Annotated in this window: 25 protein-coding genes; 16 read left to right on the top strand and 9 right to left on the bottom strand. The window is 65.1% G+C overall.

Annotated features, from left to right (window positions below; all coding sequences use genetic code 11):
* Positions 1-13: 13 nt before the first annotated feature.
* Together B4393_RS20235 and B4393_RS20230 are read right to left on the bottom strand one after the other, a co-directional pair.
* Complete coding sequence (locus B4393_RS20235) at positions 14-1,906, bottom strand: ArnT family glycosyltransferase (protein WP_078335697.1); 1,893 nt, start codon at positions 1,904-1,906, stop codon at positions 14-16.
* A gap of 80 nt (positions 1,907-1,986) precedes the next feature.
* Positions 1,987-2,643 (bottom strand): ACT domain-containing protein, encoded by a 657-nt coding sequence (locus B4393_RS20230; RefSeq protein WP_109558532.1) that lies wholly within the window; start codon positions 2,641-2,643, stop codon positions 1,987-1,989.
* 52 nt (positions 2,644-2,695) lie between these two features.
* Here B4393_RS20230 and gatC point away from each other — a divergent pair, with 52 nt between their 5' ends.
* The 3 genes from gatC to B4393_RS20215 all read left to right on the top strand — a co-directional run bounded on the left by gatC (position 2,696) and on the right by B4393_RS20215 (position 4,809).
* On the top strand, positions 2,696-3,001 hold the full coding sequence (gene gatC / locus B4393_RS20225; RefSeq protein ID WP_070938943.1) for an Asp-tRNA(Asn)/Glu-tRNA(Gln) amidotransferase subunit GatC: 306 nt from the start codon (positions 2,696-2,698) through the stop codon (positions 2,999-3,001).
* Entirely contained in the window at positions 3,001-4,494 is a 1,494-nt protein-coding gene (gene gatA / locus B4393_RS20220; RefSeq protein WP_078335605.1) for an Asp-tRNA(Asn)/Glu-tRNA(Gln) amidotransferase subunit GatA, read from the top strand. Before gatC ends, gatA begins: the two co-directional genes overlap by 1 nt.
* A gap of 111 nt (positions 4,495-4,605) precedes the next feature.
* Positions 4,606-4,809, top strand: a complete 204-nt coding sequence (locus B4393_RS20215) for a hypothetical protein (protein WP_078335696.1) — start codon at positions 4,606-4,608, stop codon at positions 4,807-4,809.
* Here the strand turns inward: B4393_RS20215 and B4393_RS20210 are convergent.
* Complete coding sequence (locus B4393_RS20210) at positions 4,806-5,930, bottom strand: HAMP domain-containing sensor histidine kinase (RefSeq protein WP_078335604.1); 1,125 nt, start codon at positions 5,928-5,930, stop codon at positions 4,806-4,808. The genes B4393_RS20215 and B4393_RS20210 overlap by 4 nt on opposite strands.
* Positions 5,927-6,676, bottom strand: a complete 750-nt coding sequence (locus tag B4393_RS20205) for a response regulator transcription factor (RefSeq protein WP_078282783.1) — start codon at positions 6,674-6,676, stop codon at positions 5,927-5,929. The genes B4393_RS20210 and B4393_RS20205 overlap by 4 nt, the downstream gene beginning before the upstream one ends.
* A gap of 278 nt (positions 6,677-6,954) precedes the next feature.
* On the opposite strand from B4393_RS20205, the gene B4393_RS20200 reads away from it, so the two are divergent.
* The 4 genes from B4393_RS20200 (at position 6,955) to B4393_RS20185 (ending at position 10,334) form a co-directional block, all read left to right on the top strand.
* Positions 6,955-7,242, top strand: coding sequence for a hypothetical protein (locus B4393_RS20200; RefSeq protein ID WP_078335603.1), 288 nt, complete (start codon positions 6,955-6,957; stop codon positions 7,240-7,242).
* A 75-nt stretch (positions 7,243-7,317) separates the two neighbouring features.
* Positions 7,318-8,814 (top strand): carboxylesterase/lipase family protein, encoded by a 1,497-nt coding sequence (locus B4393_RS20195; protein ID WP_078335602.1) that lies wholly within the window; start codon positions 7,318-7,320, stop codon positions 8,812-8,814.
* Positions 8,815-8,852: 38 nt separating this feature from the next.
* A complete protein-coding gene (locus B4393_RS20190) occupies positions 8,853-9,884 on the top strand; it encodes an ATP-dependent 6-phosphofructokinase (RefSeq protein ID WP_070938950.1) in 1,032 nt (343 codons plus the stop codon).
* Positions 9,885-9,926: 42 nt separating this feature from the next.
* Positions 9,927-10,334: an MmpS family transport accessory protein gene (locus tag B4393_RS20185; RefSeq protein WP_109558529.1), complete on the top strand. Its 408-nt coding sequence runs from the start codon at positions 9,927-9,929 to the stop codon at positions 10,332-10,334.
* Between the two features lie 3 nt (positions 10,335-10,337).
* Here B4393_RS20185 and B4393_RS20180 read toward each other — a convergent pair whose 3' ends face one another.
* Complete coding sequence (locus B4393_RS20180) at positions 10,338-10,721, bottom strand: hypothetical protein (protein ID WP_078335600.1); 384 nt, start codon at positions 10,719-10,721, stop codon at positions 10,338-10,340.
* Between the two features lie 105 nt (positions 10,722-10,826).
* On the opposite strand from B4393_RS20180, the gene gatB reads away from it, so the two are divergent.
* Complete coding sequence (gene gatB, locus B4393_RS20175) at positions 10,827-12,326, top strand: Asp-tRNA(Asn)/Glu-tRNA(Gln) amidotransferase subunit GatB (RefSeq protein WP_078335599.1); 1,500 nt, start codon at positions 10,827-10,829, stop codon at positions 12,324-12,326.
* Here the strand turns inward: gatB and B4393_RS20170 are convergent, their stop codons facing one another.
* The gene (locus B4393_RS20170) at positions 12,327-13,490 is read right to left on the bottom strand and encodes a PQQ-dependent sugar dehydrogenase (RefSeq protein ID WP_070938954.1); all 1,164 of its coding nucleotides are present in this window, start codon (positions 13,488-13,490) and stop codon (positions 12,327-12,329) included.
* A 71-nt stretch (positions 13,491-13,561) separates the two neighbouring features.
* Between B4393_RS20170 and B4393_RS20165 the strand changes: the two genes are divergently transcribed.
* On the top strand, positions 13,562-14,368 hold the full coding sequence (locus B4393_RS20165; RefSeq protein ID WP_070938955.1) for a DoxX family protein: 807 nt from the start codon (positions 13,562-13,564) through the stop codon (positions 14,366-14,368).
* Positions 14,369-14,553: 185 nt separating this feature from the next.
* A complete protein-coding gene (locus tag B4393_RS20160) occupies positions 14,554-16,248 on the top strand; it encodes an APC family permease (RefSeq protein ID WP_078335598.1) in 1,695 nt (564 codons plus the stop codon).
* Here the strand turns inward: B4393_RS20160 and B4393_RS20155 are convergent.
* Entirely contained in the window at positions 16,245-17,408 is a 1,164-nt protein-coding gene (locus B4393_RS20155; RefSeq protein WP_078335597.1) for an FAD-dependent monooxygenase, read from the bottom strand. The two genes, B4393_RS20160 and B4393_RS20155, sit on opposite strands and share 4 nt — an antisense overlap.
* A gap of 77 nt (positions 17,409-17,485) precedes the next feature.
* Between B4393_RS20155 and B4393_RS20150 the strand changes: the two genes are divergently transcribed.
* Complete coding sequence (locus B4393_RS20150) at positions 17,486-17,956, top strand: MarR family winged helix-turn-helix transcriptional regulator (RefSeq protein ID WP_109558533.1); 471 nt, start codon at positions 17,486-17,488, stop codon at positions 17,954-17,956.
* Here the strand turns inward: B4393_RS20150 and B4393_RS20145 are convergent.
* Positions 17,953-19,428 carry a gamma-aminobutyraldehyde dehydrogenase gene (locus B4393_RS20145; RefSeq protein ID WP_109558534.1) on the bottom strand — a complete coding sequence of 492 codons (1,476 nt, stop codon included), beginning with the start codon at positions 19,426-19,428 and terminating at the stop codon, positions 17,953-17,955. The genes B4393_RS20150 and B4393_RS20145 overlap by 4 nt on opposite strands.
* A gap of 122 nt (positions 19,429-19,550) precedes the next feature.
* Here B4393_RS20145 and B4393_RS20140 point away from each other — a divergent pair, with 122 nt between their 5' ends.
* The 3 genes from B4393_RS20140 to B4393_RS20130 are packed head-to-tail and all read left to right on the top strand — an operon-like array spanning position 19,551 to position 22,683.
* A complete protein-coding gene (locus B4393_RS20140; protein WP_078282772.1) occupies positions 19,551-20,069 on the top strand; it encodes an Lrp/AsnC family transcriptional regulator in 519 nt (172 codons plus the stop codon).
* Positions 20,066-21,451, top strand: coding sequence for an aspartate aminotransferase family protein (locus B4393_RS20135; protein WP_078335594.1), 1,386 nt, complete (start codon positions 20,066-20,068; stop codon positions 21,449-21,451). Before B4393_RS20140 ends, B4393_RS20135 begins: the two co-directional genes overlap by 4 nt.
* A 2-nt stretch (positions 21,452-21,453) precedes the next feature.
* A complete protein-coding gene (locus B4393_RS20130) occupies positions 21,454-22,683 on the top strand; it encodes a saccharopine dehydrogenase family protein (RefSeq protein WP_078335593.1) in 1,230 nt (409 codons plus the stop codon).
* On the opposite strand, the gene B4393_RS20125 is transcribed toward B4393_RS20130, so the two are convergent.
* Positions 22,680-23,069, bottom strand: coding sequence for a PH domain-containing protein (locus B4393_RS20125; RefSeq protein WP_070938962.1), 390 nt, complete (start codon positions 23,067-23,069; stop codon positions 22,680-22,682). The two genes, B4393_RS20130 and B4393_RS20125, sit on opposite strands and share 4 nt — an antisense overlap.
* Before the next feature lie 312 nt (positions 23,070-23,381).
* On the opposite strand from B4393_RS20125, the gene B4393_RS20120 reads away from it, so the two are divergent.
* Complete coding sequence (locus B4393_RS20120; RefSeq protein WP_078335592.1) at positions 23,382-25,235, top strand: acetolactate synthase large subunit; 1,854 nt, start codon at positions 23,382-23,384, stop codon at positions 25,233-25,235.
* Positions 25,232-25,735, top strand: coding sequence for an acetolactate synthase small subunit (gene ilvN, locus B4393_RS20115; RefSeq protein WP_078335591.1), 504 nt, complete (start codon positions 25,232-25,234; stop codon positions 25,733-25,735). Before B4393_RS20120 ends, ilvN begins: the two co-directional genes overlap by 4 nt.
* Positions 25,736-25,762: the final 27 nt, after the last annotated feature.

The following is a 25,762-nucleotide window of genomic DNA, read 5'->3' as shown; positions in this document are numbered from 1 at the left end:
GACGCCTGGACCTCTACGGCTTCGGCGGAATCGAGAGATCGAACACTCGTAGATCACCGTAATCCTTGGAGGAGAAGTGGGTCTCGACCCACTTCTGAACCTCGTCGGCCACCCGCTTGGTGTCGTCGCCCTGTTGCGGTTGTTCCTTCTGCTTGTCTTTGTCCTGCTTGTCTTTGTCTTTGTCTTTGTCCTTGACGGACTCGGCATAGAACTGGACGGCGCCATCCTGGGTGTATTCGATGAACTGCTGCAGGGTGATCGGGTTATCGCGCCCGGAGAATCCGCCGATCGCCATCACCGGAGCATTGGTCTCCAACTGAATGGGCGCGGCCGTGCGGGTGTTGGTGGTCGCCACCGGCCATCGGGCGCCCGAATCCTTGATCTGGGCGGCCAATGCGGGATCTAGCGGCTCGGGTGGTTGACCGCCGAACTTGTCGTCCTTGGCGATCGCCGGTCCCGACGAGGACAACCCGCCCACCTTCGGGGTGGTCACATTGGCGATGGTGAAAGCGAACGAACCTCCCAGTGAAACCACGAGCGCCACAGCGGCGATGGCGTAGCGCAGCCGGGCGCTGCGCTCCAGTGCACCGAGTGCGAGGACAACCGCCACCACGAGACCGCCGATCAGCAGGACCCACCGCAGCCAAGGCAGCCAGGCTGGAATGCGCCGCAGGAGGACGAAGGCCATGACGGTGCCGCTGAGCGTGAGTGCGCTCAGCCCGAACTTGCCGATGCGCTCGGACCGATGCCGCCACAGCAGCACCGTGCCGATCGCCAGGGAGCCGGCGATGGCCGGAGCCATTGCCGAGGTGTAGTACGGATGGAACTGCTTGGCCATGTAGCTCAGGATCACGTAGTTGGACACCATCCAGGTGCCCCATAAAACGAGCCCTGCCCCGGCGGGATTGGTGGTGATGGCGCGCAGGCGGCCCGTCCAGCCCGCCGTCTGCGGTGTCTTGCCGACGATGATCAGCCCGAGGATCAGCGCGATGAACGCCGTGGGAAGCAGCCACGCGATGTGATCGGCCTGGGTGTCCTGGAACAGCCGGAAGATGCCCGGGGTGCCCGAGAATCCGGGCCCGCTGCCGCGGCCGCCGCCCATTCCATCGGAGTTGTCGCCGAGCAGGCGGTCCAGGCCGTTGTAGCCAACCGCCAGCGTCCACTCACTGTTGTCCGTGGAGTTGTCGACGTACGGGCGACTGGCCGCTGGGGTCAGCGCGACGGCGGCCATCCACCATCCCGACGAGGCCAACAGGGCGACGCCGGCGCCGATGATGTGCAGAAGTGTTGTCTTCCAAGGCCATTTCGCGGACACCAGGTAGGCCAGGAGTAGCGCGGGAGCTACCAGCAGACCTTCGAGGGTCTTGCACAGGAACGCGAACCCGATGCCGACTCCGGCCAGGGCCAGCCAGCCGGCGGCGCTCCGCGAGCGCTCGGAGTCGATGGCGCGCGTGGTGAAGTACGCGGCAACCACCATGCCGAACACCATCGGTGCGTCGGGGTTGGAGTGCCGGAACATCACCGAGACCACCGGGATGAGAGCGAACAGGGCCGCCGCGAGCAGGCCCGCGCTTGGACCCGCCTGCCGCCGCACCGCCGCGCGGATCAGGGCCGCGCTGGCGATCGCAAGGACAGCCTGGGGGATGAGCATGCTGGCGCTGGAAAAGCCAAAGAGCCTGGCAGACAATCCCATCAACCACAGACCGCCGGCCGGCTTGTCGACTGTCACGTAGTTCTGCGGATCGAAGCTGCCGAAGAACCATGCCTTCCAGCTCTCGCTGCCCGATTGGACGGCTGCCGCGTAGAAGGCATTGGACCACCCGTTCTGGCTGATGTCCCAGAGGTACACCACGGCGATCGTCAGCAGAATGGCGGCGAGGATGAGTCGTTCCCTTGTCCGGCTCATGGACGCGTCGATGTCAGTCACGTCAGTGAGTGTGCCGCGCGATTCAGGGAATTGGCTGTGCCGTTCCTGTGAACCGACCGCTACCGCACCAAGGTTGCGACGATCCCGGCCAGGTAGCCCAGACGCGCCACTTCCGAGGGCCGGAACTCCGGTCCGCCGGGACGGCCCAGCACCACCGCGGTGTCACCCGAACCCAGCGGCGCGGCCGCCAACGTGGTGTCCATGTCTTTCCACAGTTGGGGCACCCAATCTGCGGTGCTGTCGAGAACCTGCGCGCGGCTCAGCGGTAGCCAGGGGGCGGAGGTGGCCTGGGTTTCCGGGGCCCCCGCGCTGCCGGCCACCCGAATGAAGCCGGTGCCGTCTTGCCGCACCACCGTGCACCAATTCGCGCGGAGTACGTGGGGGGCCTCGTGGGCGAGCACCTCGAGGCGGGCAGACGCCCCGGCAGCGGCCACCCTGTCGATCAGTTCCAGCTCGCGGTGCGCTTCCAGCAGGCCGGTGTGTGGGCGAATGGAATGCACATGCACTCCATTCAGCGCCTCGGCGGCGGTGATCAATGTATCGGGCATGGAGCCCGGCGGAAGGTCGATGACCAGGTCGTCGATGGCGTAGCCCGGACCGCGTTCGACGACGTCCAGGGACAAGATGTCCGCACCCACCGTGCCGAGCGCGACGGCGACCGACCCCAGACTGCCGGGGCGGTCGGCGAGCTGTAGGCGCAGCAGATATGACGGCACGTCCAACACTGTGGCATAGGTCAGGCAGTGCCGCCCTCTAGGCTGTCTAGCCGTGAGCGCCATATCCCGTGACGAGGTCGCGCACCTGGCCAGACTGGCCCGGCTTGCGCTGACCGACGCTGAGCTGGACGGATACGCCGGGCAACTCGACGCGATCCTCGGCCACGTCAGCCAGATCAGTGCCGTTTCCACCGATGAGCTGGACGAGGTTGATGCGACGAGCTCCCCGCTCGATGCGGTCAATGTCACACGGCCTGACGTGATCGCCGATTGCCTTACTCCTGATGAGGCGCTGGCGCAGGCTCCTCGGGTGGCCGAGGGCCGTTTCGCGGTGCCGCAGATTCTTGGGGAGGAATGATGAGCCGACCGGCCTCTGAACTCATTAGGCAGGACGCCGCCGCACTGGCCGCGTTGATCCATTCCGGCGAGGTGTCATCCGTGGAGGTGACACGCGCGCATCTGGATCAGATCGCCAGCACCGACGAGACCTACCGGGCCTTCCTGCATGTGGCGGGGGAGCAGGCCCTGGCCGCCGCCAAGGACACCGACGACGCGATAGCGCGCGGTGATCAGCCCGCTTCTGCTCTTGCCGGTGTTCCGCTGGCACTCAAGGATGTCTTCACCACCCGGGACATGCCGACCACGTGTGGGTCGAAGATCCTGGAGAACTGGGTACCGCCCTACGACGCGACCGTGACCGCCCGGCTGCGCGAGGCTGGGATTCCGATCCTGGGCAAGACGAACATGGACGAGTTCGCGATGGGCTCCTCCACCGAGAACTCCGCGTACGGCCCCACCCGTAACCCCTGGGACGTTGAGCGGGTGCCGGGTGGTTCGGGCGGCGGTAGTGCTGCCGCGTTGGCGGCCTTCCAGGCGCCGCTGGCCATCGGTACCGACACCGGTGGCTCGATCCGCCAGCCCGCGGCGCTGACCGCGACGGTCGGGGTCAAGCCGACGTACGGCACCGTTTCCCGTTATGGGCTGGTGGCCTGCGCCTCCTCGCTGGATCAGGGCGGGCCGTGTGCACGCACGGTTTTGGATACCGCGCTGCTGCATCAGGTGATCGCGGGCCATGACCCGCGTGACTCCACCTCGGTCGACGAGCCGGTGCCCGATGTTGTGGCCGCGGCTCGCGCCGGTGCCGCCGGTGATCTCAAGGGTGTCCGTGTCGGTGTGGTGTCGCAGCTGCGCGGCGACGGGTACCAGCCCGGCGTGATGGCGTCGTTCGATGCCGCCGTCGAGCAGCTGACCGCGCTGGGCGCCGACGTGGTCGAGGTGTCTTGTCCGCATTTCGAATACGCACTCCCGGCTTACTACTTGATCCTGCCCTCGGAGGTGTCCTCCAACCTGGCCCGATTCGACGCGATGCGATACGGCATGCGGGTCGGGGACGACGGAACGCATAGCGCCGAGGAAGTCATGGCGCTTACCCGGGCGGCCGGCTTTGGTCCAGAGGTCAAGCGGCGCATCATGATCGGCACCTATGCGCTGTCCGCTGGCTACTACGACGCCTACTACGGCCGGGCGCAGAAGGTACGTACCCTGATCAAACGTGATCTGGAGCGCGCCTACGAGCAGGTCGATGTGCTGGTCACCCCGGCCACGCCTACGACCGCATTCCGGTTGGGGGAGAAGGTCGATGACCCGCTGGCCATGTACCAGTTCGACCTGTGCACACTGCCGCTGAACCTGGCCGGGCACTGCGGAATGTCGGTGCCCTCCGGTCTTTCCGCCGACGACGGGCTTCCGGTCGGGCTGCAGATCATGGCGCCGGCGCTCGCCGACGACCGGCTGTACCGGGTGGGTGCGGCGTATGAGACCGCCCGGGGCGCGTTGCCCGCGGCGCTGTAGGAACCCACAGCCAACTGGCAGTTGATATACGACGGTTATCGGCAGTCGGCTGCGTACCGTGGAGGCATGCCGCGCGTGCCTTCCTGCGTCGCCACCCTGGCGTTGTGTGGTGTGCTCGCGGCCGCACCGGCGGTCTGGGAGACTCCTGGCAGTGAGTCGGCGCAGCGGGTGACCTGCTCGGTGCAGACCGACAAGGCCTGCATCCACTCCAATGATCCGCACATGAGCTCGGCGCCCGATCCCGATAACAAGGCGCCGCTGGCAACGGTGCCGGCAACCAAGACGCGTCCCACGGTGATTCAACCGGGCCGCTAGCCGGCGGTGCTGTCGGGGCGATCATCCGCAGTGGGCAGGTACACCGTGAACGTGGTGCCCGCTCCATGTCCCGCGCTGTGTGCCTCGATGCGCCCATCGTGCGCTTCGACAAGCGCTTTGGCGATCGACAACCCGATACCTGCTCCGCCGTGCTGTCGATCGCGGGCGGCGTCGGCGCGATAGAAACGATCGAACAGTCTGTCCAGATGTTCGGCCGGGACACCGTCGCCGGTATCGGAGACGGTGATCGTCGTACCGGCGCCGGTGGCCACCGCCGTCACGGTGACGTGCCCACCCGGGCCGGTATGGCGCAGGGCATTGTCGAGCAGGTTGCTCAATACCTGGCCAATCCGCTCGGGGTCGGCCCATACGTCCGGTAGTGCGTCCTCGGCGTGGGCCTGCAGGACAACTCCCTTTGACTGGTAGCGCGGCACGAACGCGGCGACCGTCGTGTTGACCAAGTCGTTGGGTGACACCAACCGCGCGTCGATCGATGTGGTACGGCTCTCGGCCACCGAGAGAGCATTGACATCGATACTGAACCGCGTCAGGCGACGGGTTTGATCCCGCAGTGTGGCTACGGTCTGTTGATCCAGTTGCTGCACACCGTCTTCCACTGCTTCCATGTACGCCTCAAGCACCGCGACCGGGGTTCTGATCTCGTGCGCCAGGTCGGCCAGCATCTGCCGGCGCGCCTCGTCCACGGCGCCGAGTCGTTGTGCCATTTTGTTGAAAGCCGCTGCGACAGCGTCGAACTCCTTGCCCAACAGTGGCGGTGGCACCCGAATGTCGTAGTGCCCGTCGGCAACAGCGGATGCCGCCTGTGACAGCGAAGTGGCCGAGCGATGGACCCGTCGACTCAGATACCAACTCAGGGTGAGTGCGGCCAGGGCCGACACCACGACGGCGAACCCGATGGACATCGCGGTGGCATGGCGGAAGGCGCGTTCGTAGGGGTGATCGTTCCCGGCGCCGGGCGCTACCTGCTGATCCATCAGGCGGCGGAACATCGGGGGCCCCACGATGGCGGCGACCACGCTGGTGGTGGCGATCCCGGCGAGGACCACCACCGAGTTCACCACCAGCAGCCGCAGGCCGATGCCGTACTGGGGACGTGTCACGATCCAGAGCCCATGCGATAGCCGACGCCGCGCACAGTCGCCACGTATCGCGGCAGTGCCGGGTTGTCGCCCAGCTTTTGGCGTAGATGCCCGATGTGGACATCGACGATGTTGTCGTTTCCTACCCACGTATCGCCCCATACCGCATCGAGCAGTTGCTTTCTGCTCAGCACGATGCCCGGCCGGGAAGAGAGGGCGGCAAGTACGTCAAACTCGGTGCGCGTCAGCGTGACTGGTGCTTCGCCGATATGTACCTCACGGCCGTCCACGTTGATGCGCAACGCTCCGAACACGCGGGGCGGGCTCAGATCCGGAGCTAATTCGTCCGACGGCGCGGGCACGCGGCGGGGTCGCCTAAGCATGGCGCGCACCCGGGCTACGACCTCCCGCGGGCTGAAGGGTTTGGTGACGTAGTCGTCGGCTCCGACAGAAAGTCCGACGATGGTGTCCACCTCGGTGTCCCGAGCGGTCAACATCACCACATAGGCGTCGGAGAAAACGCGAAGCTGTCGGCAGACCTCGATACCGTCCACGCCCGGCAGGCCGATATCGAGGATCACCACATCGGGATCGACCTCACGCGCCAGATCGAGTGCGCGACGGCCATCGTGGGCGAGGTGAACCTCGAACGATTCCCGCCTGAGATAGCTTGCGACTACCTCGGCAAGCGGTACTTCATCGTCGACCACCAGGGCCCGATAATCCGGGGCAGGCACCGCCGCGGCATCGTGGGAGGAACCGTGCATGTGCCCATGGTGCACTGACCGACCCGTCCACGTCGAAGGTCGCTGCGTCTCGGGGGCACTTCTTCATCGAAACTTCAGAGTTTCCTTGGCGCACCGATAGCACCCGGCGGCGATTCGGGTACCGAAACCGCTGTTCATGGCCCTGATTGGGCCTGTGGTAGCCCGCCGATTTCTCCATCGAATCTTCAGTGGGCGCTCAAAGAACACATGCCTTTCGCGCCGAGCCTTGTGAAGTCGCCGGAAATGGTCCCGCGGCACGACTAGCAAGGAGCGTCATCATGAAGAAGTTCGCATTCGCGGCCATTACCGCTTCGGCTTTCGCGGCAGCTGCTGTGGGGTTGGCCGGGACCGCCGCGGCGTCCACGAGCACCGGCGGCGGTAACGCGGGTGACACGGTGACAAATCTGCAGAAGCAGGGGTATTCGGTGCAGATCAACGGCAGCGTGTCGGCGCCGCTGTCGCAATGCACGGTGACGGATGTGCACGGGGTGTCCGCCGGCCAGACCAGCGCGTTCTCGTCCACCACCGCGTACGTCGACGTCTCGTGCCCCGATTTGAACAACTGATGGAAAGTCGTTGCTAAGTGGGGAATTTGGCGTGCGACTAGCGCTGGGTCGGTGGCCCCGGCTAGGTTCGCTCCCATGGCACCGGCGCCCCTACGCGTAGCGACAACCAGTGGTGAAATCGAAGGTTTCGTGCGGCGCGGCATGCGGCGCTTCCGCGGTGTCCCGTACGCCGAACCGCCGGTGGGGCCGTGGCGGATGCGGGCGCCCCGTCCCGTCCACCCGTGGGAGGGGGTGCGTACCTGCCGACGTTTCGGTGCCGCGCCGATTCAGCCCAAGGTGTTCACGCCACAAAAACGGCGCAGCGAGGACTGTCTTACGCTCAATGTGGTTGCCCCCGAGGAGCTGCCCGACGGACCGCTGCCGGTCATGTTCTACATCTACGGCGGTGGCTACTTCCTGGGCAGTTCGAGCAGCCCGCCGTACGAGGGTTCGATCCTGGCGCGCCGTGGATGCGTCTATGTATCGGCGAATTACCGGGTGGGCGCGTTGGGGGCTTTTGATCTGTCGTCGTTGTCGGACGACGAACACGTGATCGAAAGTAACCTGTACCTGCGTGATCTCGTGCTCGCCCTGCAGTGGGTCCGCGACAACATCAGTGCCTTCGGCGGCGATCCGGACAACGTCACCATTTTTGGTGAGAGCGCGGGCGGTAGCGGCGTCGAGACCCTGATGGCGACGCCGGCCGCCGCGGGTCTGTTCCAGCACGCGATCATCCAAAGTACGGCCAGCGGCCTCGCCGCGAGCGCCGATGCGATCGCACACGACGCCCGGCGGTTCGCCGAATTGCTTGGTGCCACGGCTGATAACGCAGCCGCGACCGTCATGAATGCCTCACCGCGGCAGCTCCTGCGCGCACAGCGTAGGTTGATCGCGCAGGGTGGGTTCCCCTTCGGGCCGTCCGTCGACGGTAGTTATCTGCCGAAGCCTCCCGTGGAAGCCATGGAAAGTGGTGAAGCGCAAAGGGTTCCGTTGATCATCGGCAGTAACGCCGATGAGGCCCGGCTCTTCACCAAAGCCATCAAGGTGATGCCGCTGTCCGAGTCCGAGCAGCAGGAGATCCTCGGGCGCGGGGGGACCGGTTACCGGGAGCGGATCATTGCCGCCTATCCGGGATATCCCTCCAAGGAGGCGCGCCTGCGGTTGGCGGGGGACATGTTCTTCACATCGTCGGTATGGCGGATTGCCCGCGCCCATCAACACTTCGCACCGGTGTACGTCTACCGGTTCGACTATGCGCCCTGGACGGTGCGCGCGGCCGGTTTGGAGGGATCCCACGCCACCGAGCTGCCGGCGGTTTTCGGCAACTATCGGGGTCCCGCCGGCCCCATCTTGGCCGGCAGCTTTACCCACCGAGATGCCTCGCGGGTCGTCGATGACGTGCAACAACGTTGGGTCGCGTTCGCGCGCAACGGCGTTCCGAGCCAGGACTGGCCGCGATACTGCGGTCCGGACTGGCCCGTGATGGTCTTCGACCGGGAGCCGCGTGTCGAGCAGAATCTGGGCGCCGACCGCCGCGCGGTATGGGCCGGGTTCAGGCTGAACATCCAGAGCCGCCTGCCCAAGGCTTCGTAGCGCTGCCGTCTGACCGGCTCACGGGCATGATGGGGGCTATGCGTATCGGAGTGCTTACCGGCGGCGGCGACTGTCCTGGCCTGAACGCTGTCATCCGTGCGGTGGTGCGAACCTGCGCCAACCGCTACGACTCGCAGGTCGTCGGGTTTCAGGACGGGTGGCGGGGTCTATTGGAGAACCGGCGCATCCAGCTGGCCAACGACGACCGCAACGATCGGCTGCTGACCAAGGGTGGGACTGTGCTCGGCACCGCACGCACCAACCCGGACAAGCTGCGCGCCGGGCTGGATCAGATCAAGCAGACCCTCGATGACAACGGGATCGATGTGCTCATCCCGATCGGCGGAGAGGGCACTCTCACCGCGGCCAGCTGGTTGGCCGACGAGAACGTGCCGGTCGTTGGTGTGCCCAAGACAATCGACAACGACATCGATTGCACCGATGTGACTTTCGGGTTCGACACCGCGCTGACCATCGCCACCGATGCCATCGACAGGCTCCACAGCACGGCCGAATCTCATCAGCGGGTGATGCTGGTCGAGGTGATGGGCCGGCATGCGGGCTGGATCGCGCTGCATTCCGGATTGGCCTCGGGTGCGCATATGACCCTGATCCCCGAAGTGCCGTACGACGTGGAAGAGGTGTGCCGCCTGATCAAAGGGCGCTTCCAGCGCGGCGATTCGCATTTCATCTGTGTGGTGGCCGAGGGGGCCAAGCCGGCCGAGGGGTCAATGGAGTTACGCGACGGCGGAATTGACGAGTTCGGGCATCAGCGGTTCACCGGGGTGGCCCAGCAGCTGGGAGCCGAGATCGAAAAGCGCATCAACAAGGAGGTGCGCACCACCGTCCTCGGTCACGTGCAGCGCGGCGGCACCCCGACACCATTCGATCGGGTGCTCGCGACGCGCTTCGGCGTCAACGCCGCGGACGCCGCACACGCGGGGGAGTACGGCGTGATGGTGTCGCTGCGTGGACAGGACATCGGGCGGGTGCCGCTGTCGGAAGCGACCCGTCAGCTCAAGCTGGTCCCGAAGAATCGCTACGAGGACGCCGCCGCGTTCTTCGGCTGAGATTCCAGTCATTAGCACCGCACATGGTGATCTAATGCGCGCATGGAATCGTCAATTACGTATGTAATCGGGAGGGTGGCGATGGGGGCCGCGCTATGCGCCGGTCTGCAGCTGTCGGCGCCGGGTACTGCCTTTGCTGCCACATCGATCGAGTTCGAGCTGTCGGGGACGTTCGGCGAGGGTGTGATGGTCGGCTACAACGGACCCGACGGCGGATACGCCGTGGACACCGTCGGCTTGCCCTGGTCTACGAGCTTCGACTACGACGGTGACGGACTGTCATTGGTGTTCTCGGGTTCACACCCCGGGGACGATCCGGGATCGGTGACGTGCCGGGTGAAGGTGAACGGCCGCGTGGCGGTGTCACGCACGGACAACGCACCGAGGACCGCCGGGCACGGCGCGGTCTGTCATCTGATCAGGAGCGGCTCGAGCTACGTCGGCAACTAGCGGTCAGATCCACCGCTCGACGGCCGCGACCGTGTCCGTGGGCACGGTGTTGAAGCAGATTGTTGCCTGGGGTGCGTGCTTGTGGACGACGTTGAGCACTGTCTCGAAAAGCTGAAGGTTCGAGGGCATGGTGCGTATGCCGGCGCCGATCACCACGCAGTCCCGTGGCCGCGTCTCGAGGGCCTGTCTCACCTGCGCGGTGACTTCCCCGAGTGTCAGGCTGATGAGGCACAGTTCAGCGGCATAGCCCTCGGCATTCAGGATCGCCGCCGACTGTTCCAGACCGGACTGGATATCGTCTGCGGTCAGCTCCACTGTGGCGAAGTCCGGCGTGGTGAAATCGATCAAATACGGATCGATGCCGATGACCAACACGTTGTGGCTCATGAGGCGACCGTACCCGCGAACAGACATGTAGTGCGGGCGCTACCTGCGTTTTCTGTGCAATACATGTCTGCTCGGCCCGCAAAGCCGACCTATTAGGATCGCAGCATGACAGAACTGCTGGACTATGACGACGTGCTGACCCGATACGAGCCGGTGCTCGGCATGGAGGTTCACGTCGAGCTGTCCACGGCCACCAAGATGTTCTGTGGATGCCCCACCACATTCGGCGCGGAGCCCAACACCCAGATTTGCCCCGTGTGTCTGGGCTTGCCGGGCTCGCTGCCGGTGGTGAACGAAAAGGCCGTCGAGTCGGCCATCCGCATCGGTCTGGCGCTGAACTGTGAGATCGCCCCGTGGGGTCGGTTCGCCCGCAAGAACTACTTTTATCCGGACCAGCCTAAGAACTACCAGATCTCTCAGTACGACGAGCCGATCGCGTTCAACGGCTACCTCGACGTTCCCCTGGAGGACGGCACCATCTGGCGGGTGCAGATCGAGCGCGCCCACATGGAGGAGGACACCGGCAAGCTGACCCACATCGGCGGCGAGACCGGCCGGATCTCCGGCGCGACCGAATCTCTCCTGGACTACAACCGGGCCGGAGTTCCGCTCGTCGAGATCGTCACCAAGCCCATCGAAGGCACCGGGGAGCGGGCCCCCGAGATCGCCCGCGCCTACGTGACGGCTCTGCGGGACCTGTTGCGCGCCTTGGATGTTTCCGATGTACGCATGGATCACGGATCCATGCGCTGCGACGCCAACGTATCGCTGATGCCCGCCGGCGCCGACGAGTTCGGTACCCGCACCGAGACCAAGAACGTCAACTCGCTCAAGAGTGTCGAGGTGGCGGTGCGCTACGAGATGCGACGCCAGGCGGCGGTTCTGGACGCGGGCCAGGAAGTCATTCAGGAGACACGGCATTTCCTGGAGCAGGACGGCAGCACCAGCGCCGGACGCCGCAAGGAGACCGCCGAGGATTATCGGTACTTCCCGGAGCCTGACCTCGAACCCGTGGCGCCCAGCACCGAGCTGATCGAGCGGCTGCGTGGCACTCTTCCGGAGCTGCCCTGGCTGCGGCTGGGTCGCATTCAGCAGGAGTGGGGCGTCTCCGACGAGGTGATGCGCGACCTGATCAACAACGGAGCCGTCGAGCTCGTGCAGGCCACCGTTGCCGAGGGTGCCAGCAGTGAAGAGGCACGCTCGTGGTGGGGTAACTACTTGGTGCAACAAGCCAATTCGCGTGAGGTCGAGCTGGCCGAGCTCCCCATCACACCCACCCAGGTGGCTGCCGTTGCCGCCTTGGTCAAGGACGGCAAGCTGTCCAACAAGCTGGCGCGCCAGGTGGTCGATGGTGTTCTTGCCGGCGAGGGCGAACCCGAGCAGGTGATGAACGATCGCGGTCTGGTCGTGATGCGCGACGACTCGGTGATCCAGGCCGCCGTCGACGAGGCGCTGGCCGCCAATCCCGATGTCGCGCAGAAGATCCGCGATGGCAAGGTGGCGGCCGCGGGTGCCATCGTCGGCGCGGTGATGAAGGCCACCAAGGGGCAGGCCGATGCCGCGCTGGTCAAGGACTTGGTGCTCAAGGCCTGCGGCCAGGGCTGATTAGTCCAGGTCGTCGTTCGCGCGGGGGAATCCGCCGCCCTTCGGGAACAGCGGGAACACCACGTCCTCGGTGTCGGTGGCGGTTCCGAAGTCCTTGTTGATGGAACCTCCCCAGACATTGCCGTCGGGGGAGAGCTTCAGCGCCCGCACGTGGCCGTGCTGTTCCTTTTGCCGCAGCACCTCAGGATCGCCGGTAACCGCTCCTGTTTCGGGGTTCTGGCGCACCACAACGGTGGTCTGGTTGAACACCAGGTTGACCATCACCGAGCTGTCCAGTGCGGCGCATCCGGCCACCCCGGGCTTATCCGGCCAGGTCCACACCGTCGAGATCTTGCCGTCCTTGGTGAGCTTTTGCAGCCGGTCGCCCGCCGGTGATCGATCGGTGACATATAGCGTGCCGTTGGCGGCGTCCACGCACATGGCGCCGCCGTCACCCAAACCACTGATCGCGGTCGTCGGCGGCGTCTGCCCCACGGTGGTGGGTTGCTCGATGCGGATCACCTTGCCGGCCAAAGAGTTCGGATCATTCGCTGCACCCGCGTTGCCGCCGGTTCCGGTCTGGACGACCAGCGTGGTGGGGCTGGTGAACGCCAGTGATCCGGCATTGCCGGTGGGACCCTTGGGTATTCCGGTGAGAATGTCCTTGGGCACGTCACCGTCGGCGACGCGAACCACCCGGTTGTCGGTCGGGGTGCTGATGTAGGCGTACATCAGCCGGTCCTGTTGGTAGGAGGGGGAGAGCACGATATCGGACAGGCCGCCGTCGCCGGACGGGTCGACCGGGATGGTCGTCTTCACCTTCGGCTCGGCGCTCGTCGCGATCTCCTTGATGGCACCGGTCGCGCGCTCGGCGACTAGCGCCGTCTTGCCGTCGCTGCCCATGATGAGTCCGCTGGTGGCTTCCAGGCATCCCTGCATCACACCGTCGGCGGGGCATTGCTTGGGAAACGGCTTACCCGGTAACGGCGGCGGAGGGGTGGTTGTGGTCTGGGCTACACCGCGGCGAGGCACCTCGGTAAACGGCTGATCCTGGGTGGGATCGAACCGCACACAACCCGAGAGCAGCGTCACCGCTGCGGCCGCCGTCGCCATCGAACCGACTAGCAGTTTTTTCCCCGATGGCTCATTGGTCGGTCCCGTCACGGGGCTGGAGCGAATGAGCATGCCCGCAAGATTACGGACCTTACGGCGTTGCTCGCCACATTCGGGCCTCCAATGGACTTAGTCTGGGGCCCGTGACCGGTCATTCGGACGACCCGCAGGTGTGGCGCAAGCCGCCCGAATTGGTCGACCCTGAAGACGATGTGCCGTCGGCTACGTACGGCGGCGACTTCGAGACCACGGCAATCCCGCATTACCAGGCGGAGAGGCTGACGAGCTCCCACAACGTGAAAGAGGTTGGACCGTTGTACGATCCAGCGCCGCTGCCCTACGCCGAACCTGCCACTACCAAAATATCTTCCGAGGCGGTGCACGCGCGCCATGCCGCGCCGTGGGGCACCCAGGACCCGGCGGGCGACCGTCGCGGGACCCAGGATCTGGGGCTGTTTTTGCTGCGTGTCGGGGTGGGCGCGGTGCTCATCGCCCATGGTCTGCGCAAGGTTTTCGGCTGGTGGGGCGGGACAGGGCTCAGCGGGTTCGAGGCGACACTGGGTGACCGCGGCTTCAAATACGCCGACATCCTTACTTATGTCGGTGTGACGGCGGAGCTGGGCGCCGGGGTGCTGCTGGTTCTGGGGCTGCTGACCCCGCTGGCGGGTGCGGCGGCACTGGCCTTCATGGTCAACGTGTTGCTCTCGGACATGGTCTCCGATAAGGCCAACCGTTACGCCATCTTCTGGCCCGACGGGCACGAGTTCGAGCTGCTGATGATCGTGGCGATTGTCGCGGTGATCCTGGTCGGCCCTGGTCGGTACGGGTTTGACGCTGGCCGTGGCTGGGCCCGCAGGCCGTTCATCGGTTCCTTCGCCGCGGTGCTGCTGGGCTTCGGTGCGGCGGCCGCCATCTGGGTGTTCCTCAACGGGACGAATCCGCTGGCCTAGGTCTCCCGTCCTGCGCCGACACGCCGTATCGCGTGTCGGCTTCTCGGGAAATGCGTCGTAAACCGTAGTTTCGGCGGGTCGATCGCACTTCGACCCTGTTGCGGAATTCGGTGTCAGAACGCTTTACCTAAACGAATTCCGCTCATCTTGGGCAAAACTGCAACGGAAAACGTATTCTGCTGCCCATGAGTTCAGACATCCCCGTCGAGAGCAAGGGTCTTAAGGGCGGAGCGCTGGGACTGTTGTCCAGCGTCGTGGTCGGTCTCGCCTCCACGGCGCCCGCGTACAGCCTGGCCGCGACCCTCGGGTTGATTGTCGCCAGTGGGGGCGCGCTGCTCGCCGGGGTGAAGGCGCCCGCAATCGCGCTGATCTCCTTCATCCCGATGTATCTCATCGCGGTCGCCTACCAGGAGTTGAACAAGGCCGAACCCGACTGCGGCACCACCTTCACCTGGGCCTCGCGCACCTTCGGGCCAATCGTCGGGTGGCTGGGCGGCTGGGGCATCATCGCCGCCGACGTCATCTGCCTGGCCAACCTCGCGCAGGTGGCGGGGGCCTATTCGTTCACGTTCGTCGGCGACCTCGGCTGGTCGGCGGCGTCGGGCCTGGCCGACAGTGTGCTGTGGTCGACGGTGGCGGGTGTCATCTGGATCGTGATCATGACCTACATCTGTTACCGGGGCATCGAGGTGTCGGCGCGGCTGCAGTATTGGCTGCTGACCGTCGAAGTGGTGGTGTTGGTCGCCTTCGCGATCGTGGCGCTGATCAAGGTCTATACCCATAACGCCGAGGGCTACTCGCTGATGCCGTCGTTGTCGTGGTTCTGGCCGGGCGGCATGGATTTCGGCACCGTCATCGCGCCGGCGGTGTTGACGACGATCTTCATCTACTGGGGCTGGGACACTGCGGTGGCCTGCAACGAGGAGTCGGACGATCCCGGACGTACTCCCGGTCGTGCGGCGGTCATCTCGACGTTCTTGCTGCTGGCCACCTATGCGTTGGTGAGCGTGGCCGCGGTGGCGTTCGCCGGTGTGGGCACCGAGGGCATCGGGCTGGGAAACCAGGAGAACGCCGCCGACGTGTTCAAGGCCATCGGTCCGGCATTGTTCGGCAACAGCTTCCTTGGGCACCTCGGGATGCTCTTGCTGTCGGCATCCATTCTGACCTCGGCCTCCGCCTGTACACAGACCACGATCCTGCCGACGGCCCGCACCACGTTGTCGATGGGTGTCTACAAGGCGCTGCCGGATTCGTTCGCGTCGATTCATCGCACGTATCTGACGCCATCGACGTCCACGATCGCGATGGGTGCGATTTCGATCGTCTTCTACGTGTTGTTCACCGCCATCAGCACCAACCTGCTGACCGCGCTGATCGGTTCGGTGGGCCTGATGATCGCCTTCTACTACGGGCTGACCGGCTTCGCCTGCGCGTGGTTCTACCGCAAGACCCTTACGGACAGCTTCCGCGATCTCATGATGCGCGGCGTGATGCCGCTGGCCGGTGGGGTCACGCTGACCATCGTCTTCATCTACGGGCTCATCCAGTACGCCAAGCCCAGCTGGCTTATCGACGACGCCGGTAACAACGTCACCGTGTTCGGGGTTGGGGCCGTTGCAGTTGTCGGCGTTGGTGCCCTCATTCTCGGTGTGGTGCTGATGCTGCTGTGGCGGGTGGCGGCTCCGCCGTTCTTCCAAGGGGTGACGCTGCCGCGGCGCAGTGCCGACCTGGTGCTGGCGCCCGCCGCGCCGACAACCCATTTCGGGTTGCCCGACGCGGTCGAGGCGCAGCACACCGTGATCGCTGGCGATCTGTCCAATCTCCCGCATGGTGAGGTCGCGGTGAACCCGCAGACGGGTGAGGAATTCACCAAGGACTAGAGGGCGGCGAGTGCAGCCCCGGCGGCGTCATAGTCGGGAATCCAGTTGTCGGCAAGGATTTCGGTGAGCCGTGCCGCCTGCTGCTGCGCAGTCAGGTCGACGGAGCGATAGACGCGTCCCGATGCACGGGCATTGCGTTGCACCCGACTGGTGCGGTCACGGCGCAGTGATTCGTATAAGGACAGGCGTCGGGAAATTTCGGTGATCGGTGCGTTGGCGAGCACGGTGGACAGCACGACCCCGTCCTCAATCGACATGTTCGCGCCCTGGCCGAGGTGCGGCGTCATCGGATGCGCGGCATCGCCCAGAAGTGCAATGCGATCGGTGGTCCAGCGGTTCAACGGCTTTCGGTCGTACAGGCCCCACCGGAAGGTCTCCGTCATTGCCCCGAGAACTCTGAGCACCGGCTCGTCCCAGTCCTCGAACTGAAGCGCCAACTCCGCCACATCGCCTGGGGCGGTCCAGGATTCCTCGGCATCGAGATTGCTTGGGGTGAAGGCCACCACGTTGAGCAGCCGGCCCTGCGAGACCGGATAGATCAGGAAGCTGCGCCCCGGACCCAGCCACATTTGCATGGAATTCAGATCGATGGCGCCCTCGAGTCGCTCAACGGGGATCAGGCCGCGGTAGGCCATGACGCCCTCGCTGGACAGCTCGACCGGGTCTGCGACCACACGTTGCACCACCGAATGGATACCGTCGGCGCCCACGGCGACGTCGGCTCGTTCCTCGGATCCGTCCGCGAAAAGGATCCGTACCTCGTCGGCAGTCTCGACGATGTCGTGGCATGGACGCCCCAGATGGACGGTCCCCTCGGGCAGCGCCCCGAGCAAGGCCTGCTGCAATTCGCCACGGTGCACAGGCAGGGAGGTGACCGGGCGATCGGGGCTGACCGAGGGCCACGCCGGCGGTACCGGAACGCTTTCTCCCTGCCAGGTATGCCAGAGCGTGCGCCCGATCGGGGTGCCGACCGCACGCACTCGATCGCCCAGGCCCACTTCGTCGAGTGCGCGCAGACCGTTGCTTGCGACGACTACGCCCGCGCCCACTTCGCGTAGTTCGTGTGCCTTCTCATAGACAACGACGTCGATATCCTTGGCGCGCAACGCCGCTGCTGCGGTGAGCCCACCAATTCCGGCGCCGATGATCGCTACCCGCATGTGTCCGTCCTTCCGCTGGCTTCGTTTCACAACGTTAGCATGCTAACTATTATCATGCTAACCCTTACACTGTGGGTGTGCCAGGACAGCCGAGTGGGAACAGTGCGCGTGAGATCGAAGAGCTTGTGGCGGCCACGGACGCGCTCTACTTCGCGATGCGCAGAGGGCGGACATCGCCCGCGGGTACGCAGGCGGGCATGAGCCGATCTCAGCTTGAGCTGCTGGCGCCGCTGCTTGACCGGGAGCTGATGTCCGTGAGCCAGCTGGCCGGGACGGCGGGGGTCGCGGTGCCGACGGCCACTCGCGCCCTCAAGCAGCTGGAAGAGCGGGGAGTGGTCGCGCGCACCCGTTCGTCATCCGATGACAGACTGGTCTTGGTGGGCCTCACGACGGATGGGCGTGCACGGGTGATCAAGGCGCAGTCAGCCTTTCGGGCACGGCAGCACGAGGTCTTCGTGGAGCTGACCGGTGCGGATCGCCGTGCCATCACGTCCAGCCTTACCCGACTCGCGGCGATCATCAACCACAATCTGGACGCGCCTGCCTAGCGCTTCGCGAAAATTATCCGGTGCCAATCCTTGTCGGAGACGCCGGTGATATCGCTCATGACATGTTTGACGGTGAGGTACTCCTCGAGCGAGTAGTCCGACATGTCCTTGCCGAACCCGGACGCGCCGAATCCACCATGGGGCATCTCGCTGATGATCGGAATGTGGTCGTTGATCCACACGCAACCCGACTTGATTTCTCGGGATGCTCGCTGCGCGCGGTACACATCGCGTGTCCACGCCGAAGCGGCAAGGCCGTAGGCGGTGTCATTGGCCTGCCGTAGTCCGTCATCGTCGTCGGTGAACGAACGCACCGTCAGCACCGGGCCGAAGATCTCGTCGCGGTAGGCCTCGGAGGTCTCCGCGACATCGGCGATCAGCGTGGGCCGATAGAAGGAACCCGGCAGATCGGGAGAGCTGGCGCCGGTGACGATTCGGCCGCCCTGTGCCGGGGCGCGGTCCACGATGCTCGAAACCCTGGCGCGATGTGCGGCCGAGATCAACGGCCCGATATCGGTGTTGGGATCCAGGGGGTCGCCGACGACGACCTTGTTCATCACCTCGCCGACCCCGGCGACAAAGTCGTCGTACACATCGCGGGCGACGATGGCGCGGGTGGCTGCCGTGCAGTCCTGGCCGGAATTGATGATGGCCCCCGCGACGGCACCCTGGATCGCGGCGTCCAGATCGGCATCGTCAAAAACCACGAAGGGGGCTTTGCCGCCGAGCTCCAACTGTGTTCGATGGCCGTGAACTGCCGCTGCTGCCATGACCTTTCGGCCTACGGCGGTGGAGCCCGTGAAGGTCACCAGATCTACGTCGGGGTGGCCCACGAGGGCGCTGCCCACATCATCGCCGCGCCCGGTGACGACGTTGAGCACACCATCGGGCAGCCCGGCCTCGGCGGCCAGACGCGCCAGGGTGAGTGTGGTCAGCGGCGTCAGCTCGCTCGGCTTGATCACCACCGTGCATCCCGCCGCGAGCGCGGGCAGCACCTTCCACACCGCCATCTGCAACGGGTAGTTCCACGGGGTAATCGTGGCCACCACACCGGCGGCCTCCCGCCGGATGCTGGAGGTGTGGTCGGCCGAGTATTCGGCCGTCGCCTTGCCCTCCAGATGTCTTGCGGCGCCGGCGAAAAATTCGACGTTGTCGATGCTGCCGGGCACGTCGAACTCGGTGGCCAAGCGCACCGGTTTGCCGGTTTGCGCGACTTCCTCGGCCACCAGGGTGTCGGCATTGGCGGCCATGACAGTGGCCAACCTGGCCAAGACGGCTGAGCGGTCGGCCGGTGTCGACGAAGCCCAGGCGGGTCCGGCGGCCCTGGCCGCCGACACCGACGCATCCACATCGGCAGGAGTCGCCAGGGCCAGGTCCGCGATGGCAGAGCCCGTCGCCGGGTTGATCACACGATGCATTTCTCCGCTGGTCGCTACCGGGTGGCCGTTGATCCAACTGCTGGGAACGCTCACCCGGCCACCGTATCGAAAATCGGCGCGTGAAGCCACGGATTCCATTGCCGATTGTTCGTTTATCGTGGGTATCCGTCGTTAATCATTGCGAAAGACGATGGAATCCGTGCACAATCGAGCTCGTGGCCAATACGACACGAGGTTTGATGCGGGGCCAGCTACGGGTTGCAGACCCGAGTAGCGGGTCCGCGGCGTTCCAGCTCGACGATGCCTCCAAGGCGATCGTCGAGGAACTTCAGCAAGACGGCCGGCGTCCCTACGCCACGATCGGAAAGTCGGTAGGGCTCTCCGAGGCCGCGGTGCGGCAGCGTGTGCAACGCATGATCGACGCCGGCGTCATGCAGATCGTCGCGGTCACCGATCCGATGCAGCTCGGATTCAAACGCCAGGCCATGATCGGCATCAAATGCTCCGGCGATACCACCGAGGTCGCCGATCGACTGGCCGAACTGGCCGCCGTCGACTACGTGGTGCTGACCGCCGGGACCTTCGACGCGATCGTCGAGGTGGTCTGCGAAGACGACGACGACCTGCTGGACCTGCTCAACAAGCAGATTCGCGCGGTGCCTGGGGTTACCTCCACGGAGACCCTGGTCTATCTGAAATTAGTTAAACAGCAATATAATTGGGGTACACGGTGACATCCGTTGATGTAGCACAAGACGTTTCTGGCGACCTAGAGGCGAAGGCGTCTCGGCATCTATGGGGGCACTTCGCCCGGCACGGTGCCGGTATCGCACCACCCGTCATCACACGCGGCGAGGGGGTGAGGATCTGGGATGACCGCGGTAAGAGTTATCTGGACGGCCTATCCGGACTGTTCGTCGTGCAGGCCGGGCATGGCCGCGCCGAACTCGCGCAAGCGGCTGCGCGGCAAGCCGAGACGCTCGCGTATTTTCCGCTGTGGTCCTATGTCACCCCGCCGGCGATAGAGCTGGCCGATCGCCTCGCCGCATACGCGCCGGGTGACTTGAACCGCGTGTTCTTCACCACTGGTGGGGGAGAAGCGGTGGAAAGTGCGTGGAAGCTGGCCAAACAGTTCTTCAAACTGACCGGGAAACCCGGTAAGCACAAGGTGATTTCGCGTGCCATCGCCTACCACGGAACCCCGCAGGGCGCGTTGGCCATCACCGGATTGCCCGCGTTCAAGGCGCCCTTCGAGCCGCTGACCCCGGGTGGCTTCCGGGCGCCGAACACCAACTTCTACCGGGCGCCGGAGCCATATGCGCATGACCCCAAGGCCTTCGGCCGCTACTGCGCCGACCGGATCGCCGAGGCCATCGAATTTGAGGGGCCCGATACCGTCGCCGCGGTGTTCCTGGAGCCAGTGCAGAACGCCGGCGGTTGCTTCCCGCCGCCGCCGGGTTACTTCGAGCGGGTGCGCGAAATCTGCGACGAGTACGACGTGCTGCTGGTGTCCGACGAGGTGATCTGCGCCTTTGGCCGCATCGGATCGATGTTCGCCTGCCAGGACTTGGGATACCAACCCGACATCATCACCTGTGCCAAGGGCATGACATCCGGGTATTCGCCGATCGGTGCGATGATCGCCACCGACCGGCTCTTCGAACCCTTCAATGACGGAAAGACCACCTTTCCGCATGGATATACCTTTGGCGGCCATCCGGTTTCGGCTGCGGTGGCGCTGGCCAATCTCGACATCTTCGAACGTGAAGGTCTCAACGATCGGGTGCGTGCGAACGCGCCGGTGTTCCGCGCCACCCTGGAGAAACTCCACGACCTACCGATCGTCGGTGACGTGCGTGGTGAGGGGTACTTCTACGGAATCGAGTTGGTCAAGGACAAGGCCACCAAGGCCACCTTCAGCAATGAAGAAAGCGAAAGACTGCTGCGCGGCTTCCTGTCCACGGCGCTCTGGGATGCTGGTCTGTACTGCCGTGCCGACGACAGGGGCGACCCGGTGATTCAGCTTGCGCCACCGCTGATCAGCGGGCCGCACGAGTTCGACGCGATCGAGCAGATTCTGCGCGGTGTCCTCACCGAGGCCTGGGATCGGTTGTAGCGATGCGAGTTCTCATCGTTGGTGCCGGGGGAGTGGGCAGTGCCGCTGCGTTCATCGCGGCGCGGCGGGAGTTCTTCGACGCGCTGGTGATCGCGGATTACGACATCGCACGAGCGCAGGCGGTGGTGGATCGACTCGACGACCCCCGATTCACCGCGGCCCGCATCGACGCCTCGAGCGCCGATGATGTCGCTACGCTGTGTCGAGAGCATCGAATCACCCACGCGCTCAACGCCGTCGATCCCCGTTTTGTCATGGGCGTCTTCGACGGATGCTTCGCCGCGGGGGTGACCTACCTCGATATGGCGATGAGCCTGTCGCATCGCCACCCGCATAAGCCCTATGAGTTGCCCGGCGTGATGCTCGGCGACGAACAGTTCGCCGCCGCCGAAAAGTGGCAGGCCGCAGGGTTGTTGGCGCTGGTGGGCATCGGCGTGGAGCCAGGTCTCAGCGATGTGTTCGCGCGGTACGCCGCCGATCACCTGTTCTCCGAGATCGACGAGCTGGGTACCCGCGACGGCTCCAACCTGGAGGTGCAGGGGTATCGGTTCGCCCCGTCGTTCTCCATTTGGACGACCATCGAGGAATGCCTCAACCCGCCCCTGATCTGGGAACGCGGCAAGGGGTTCTTCACCACCGAACCCTTCAGCGAGCCCGAGGTTTTCGACTTCCCGGGCGGTATCGGGCCCGTCGAATGCGTCAATGTCGAGCATGAGGAAGTGGTGCTCATGCCGCGTTGGGTAAACGCCCGCAGGGTCACGTTCAAATACGGTCTTGGCGCCGAGTTCATCAACGTGCTGCGCACCCTGCATCTGGTCGGTCTGGACAGCACCGCCCCGGTGAGCGTGCACGCGAACGGCAGTAACGCGGCCGTCAGCCCACGTGATGTGGTGGCGGCATGCCTGCCGGATCCGGCCGGGCTCGGGCACTTGATGAGCGGGGCCACCTGTGCGGGGCTGTGGGTCACCGGCACCGGGAAGGACGGCAGGCCCCGGGAGGTCTATCTGCATCACGTCGTCGACAACGAATGGACGATGGCCCGCGACGGTGCGCAATGTGTGGTGTGGCAGACGGCGGTGAACCCGGTGGTGGCTCTGGAGCTGCTTGCCGAGGGCGCCTGGAGCGGTGCCGGTGTACTCGGGCCGGAAGCCTTCGACAGCCTGCCGTTCCTGGATCGGCTCAATACGTTCGGTGCGCCGTGGGGCATTCAGGAGCGGGCGGTCGCCGCCTAGCGCTGAACACCCTCATAGGGGTTGGGCACGCGGCCGTTACTGGCGGCCGACAGGATCGGCAGCGTCGAGAAGGTGACGCCGGGCAGTCGCATGGTGGTGCCGTCGGTCAGATTGGCCTGCGCCCATGCGTGCCTATCGAAGCTGAGTCCCTCGATATCCGACCACGGCACGGTCCGCGTGGACGTCAACGTGCGGACCTGTGCGGACTCGGTGTCGACGGCGGTGCGGTACCTGGCGATCGCGTAGGACAGGGCGATCGGGATGAGGAGCACCGGCGCCAGGATGGGGAGGGCAAGGACGAAGCTCAGCATGCCCAGCGCCAGAAACCCCGTGACGAAATGAGCCATCGGGGACGTGCGGATCACTGTGCGTTTCGCCTCGGCCATTCATCCATTGTCGCCGACAGTGAAGCGGTTGCGGAAAATCGGCCCGGATCCCGCAGTGGCTTCACGCTCGGCGAAGCCGCTCTTAGCAGGGATTTGACTCGGACCTCCAGAAACGGCTACCGTACGCGGTGTGAACAACCCCGCCTTGCTCGTAGTAATCGGTATGCGCGTCGACGCGTAGCCCGAGTCCAAGGCAACTCGCGCACACTCGACGCGCAACCCTCGTACAGCAGACCGCTGGCGGGGGTTTTTTGTTGCCACAGGTTTCAGTACGGACACAACAGGGTTTTAGAACAGTAAGGACTGAGCACCATGAGCGCACCCGCAAAGCCCAAGCCGGCTTCTGCTGCTGGGCCGGCCCCAGCAGCAGCTCCGGAATCGAACACCGTCGCACCCCAGCGCGTCACCGGCGCGCAGTCGGTAGTGCGGTCGCTTGAGGAGCTCGGCGTCGAGGTCATCTTCGGCATTCCCGGCGGTGCGGTGCTGCCTGTGTACGACCCGCTCTATGACTCGGTCAAGGTCCGGCATGTCCTGGTGCGGCACGAGCAGGGTGGCGGACACGCCGCCAGTGGGTACGCACACGCCAGCGGCAAGGTCGGCGTCATGATGGCCACCTCCGGCCCGGGTGCCACCAACTTGGTCACCCCGCTGGCGGATGCGCAGATGGACTCCATCCCGGTGGTCGCCATCACCGGGCAGGTAGGACGGGGCCTCATCGGCACGGACGCCTTCCAGGAAGCCGACATCTCCGGTATCACCATGCCGATCACCAAGCACAACTTCCTGGTGAACAACGCCGAGGAGATCCCCCGGGTCATCGCGGAGGCCTTCTACATCGCCCAGAGCGGTCGGCCCGGTGCGGTCCTGGTGGATATCCCCAAGGACGTCCTGCAAGCGCAGACGACGTTCAGTTGGCCGCCGCAGATCTACCTGCCCGGTTACAAGCCCGTCACCAAGCCGCATGGCAAGCAGGTCCGTGAGGCGGTCCGGCTGATCGCCGCCGCCAAGCGTCCGGTGCTGTACGTCGGTGGCGGTGTCATCCGCGCGGACGCAGCTCCGGAACTCAAGGAATTGGCCGAACTGACCGGCATCCCCGTCGTCACCACCCTTATGGCGCGCGGTGCGTTCCCCGACAGCCACGAGCTGCACATGGGTATGCCCGGGATGCATGGCACCGTCGGCGCGGTGGCAGCGCTGCAACGCAGTGATCTGCTGATCACCCTGGGTGCGCGGTTCGACGACCGCGTCACCGGGCAGCTGGATTCGTTCGCGCCGGACGCCAAGGTGATTCATGCCGATATCGACCCCGCCGAAATCGGTAAGAACCGCCACGCCGATGTGCCGATCGTCGGGGACGTGAAGAACGTCATCGCCGAGCTGACCGAGGCAATCCGGGCGGACCGAGCTGCTGGCACCGTGGCGGATCCTCTTTCCGAGTGGTGGGAGTACCTGGGCGGTATCCGCAGCACGTACCCGCTGGGATACGACGCACAGCACGACGGCAGCCTGGGTCCGGAGTTCGTCATCGAAACCCTGGGCAAGATCGCCGGCCCCGACGCGGTCTACGTGGCGGGTGTCGGGCAGCACCAGATGTGGGCCGCGCAGTTCATCAAGTACGAGAACCCGCGCACCTGGCTCAACTCCGGTGGTCTGGGCACCATGGGCTTCGCGGTGCCCGCTGCCATGGGCGCCAAGATGGCGCGGCCCGAGGCCGAGGTGTGGGCGATCGACGGTGACGGCTGCTTCCAGATGACCAACCAGGAATTGGCCACCTGCGCCATCGAGGGCGTGCCCATCAAGGTGGCGCTCATCAACAATGGCAATCTGGGCATGGTGCGTCAGTGGCAGACCCTGTTCTACGACCAGCGCTACTCGCAGACCGACTTGGCGACACACTCGCGTCGCATCCCCGATTTCGTGAAGCTGGCCGAGGCGCTCGGCTGCGTCGGATTGCGTTGCGAGCGTGAAGAGGACGTCGCCAAGGTGATCGAAGAGGCGCGGGCCATCAACGATCGCCCGGTGGTCATCGACTTCATCGTCGGTGCGGACGCCCAGGTGTGGCCGATGGTCGCCGCAGGCACCAGCAATGACGAGATCCAGGCGGCCCGGGGCATCCGGCCGCTGTTCGACGATGATGAAACTGCGGAGCAGGAAGGGTCACGATGACCAGCACCCATACCCTGAGCGTTCTGGTCGAGGACCGTCCCGGTGTACTCGCCCGTGTCTCGGCGCTGTTCTCGCGGCGCGGCTTCAACATCGCGTCGCTGGCGGTGGGCCCCACCGAAGCCAAAGGTATTTCGCGCATGACAATCGTCGTCACCGTCGACGATTTTCCGCTCGAACAGGTCACCAAGCAGCTCAACAAGCTCATCAACGTGATCAAGATCGTCGAACAGGACGAGGACAACTCGGTGGCGCGCGAGCTGATGCTCGTCAAGGTGCGTGCCGACGCGACGGTGCGCGCACAGGTCATCGAAGTGGTGAACCTGTTCCGCGCCAAGGTGGTCGATGTGTCGCCCGAGTCGGTGACCATCGAGGCAACGGGCACCCAGTCCAAGCTGGATGCACTGCTGCGGATGCTGGACCCGTACGGTATTCGGGAGATCGTGCAATCCGGTGTGGTCGCGTTGTCGCGCGGCCCGCGGTCCATCGCCGCCGCGAAGTAATACTTAAAAGAGAAGGTAAGAAGGGAA

The sequence above is a fragment of the Mycobacteroides franklinii genome, assembly GCF_002013895.1.
Lineage (GTDB): Bacteria > Actinomycetota > Actinomycetes > Mycobacteriales > Mycobacteriaceae > Mycobacterium > Mycobacterium franklinii.
The sequence above is the reverse complement of the archived record's forward strand: the minus strand, read 5'-3'. Positions and strand labels throughout refer to the sequence as shown.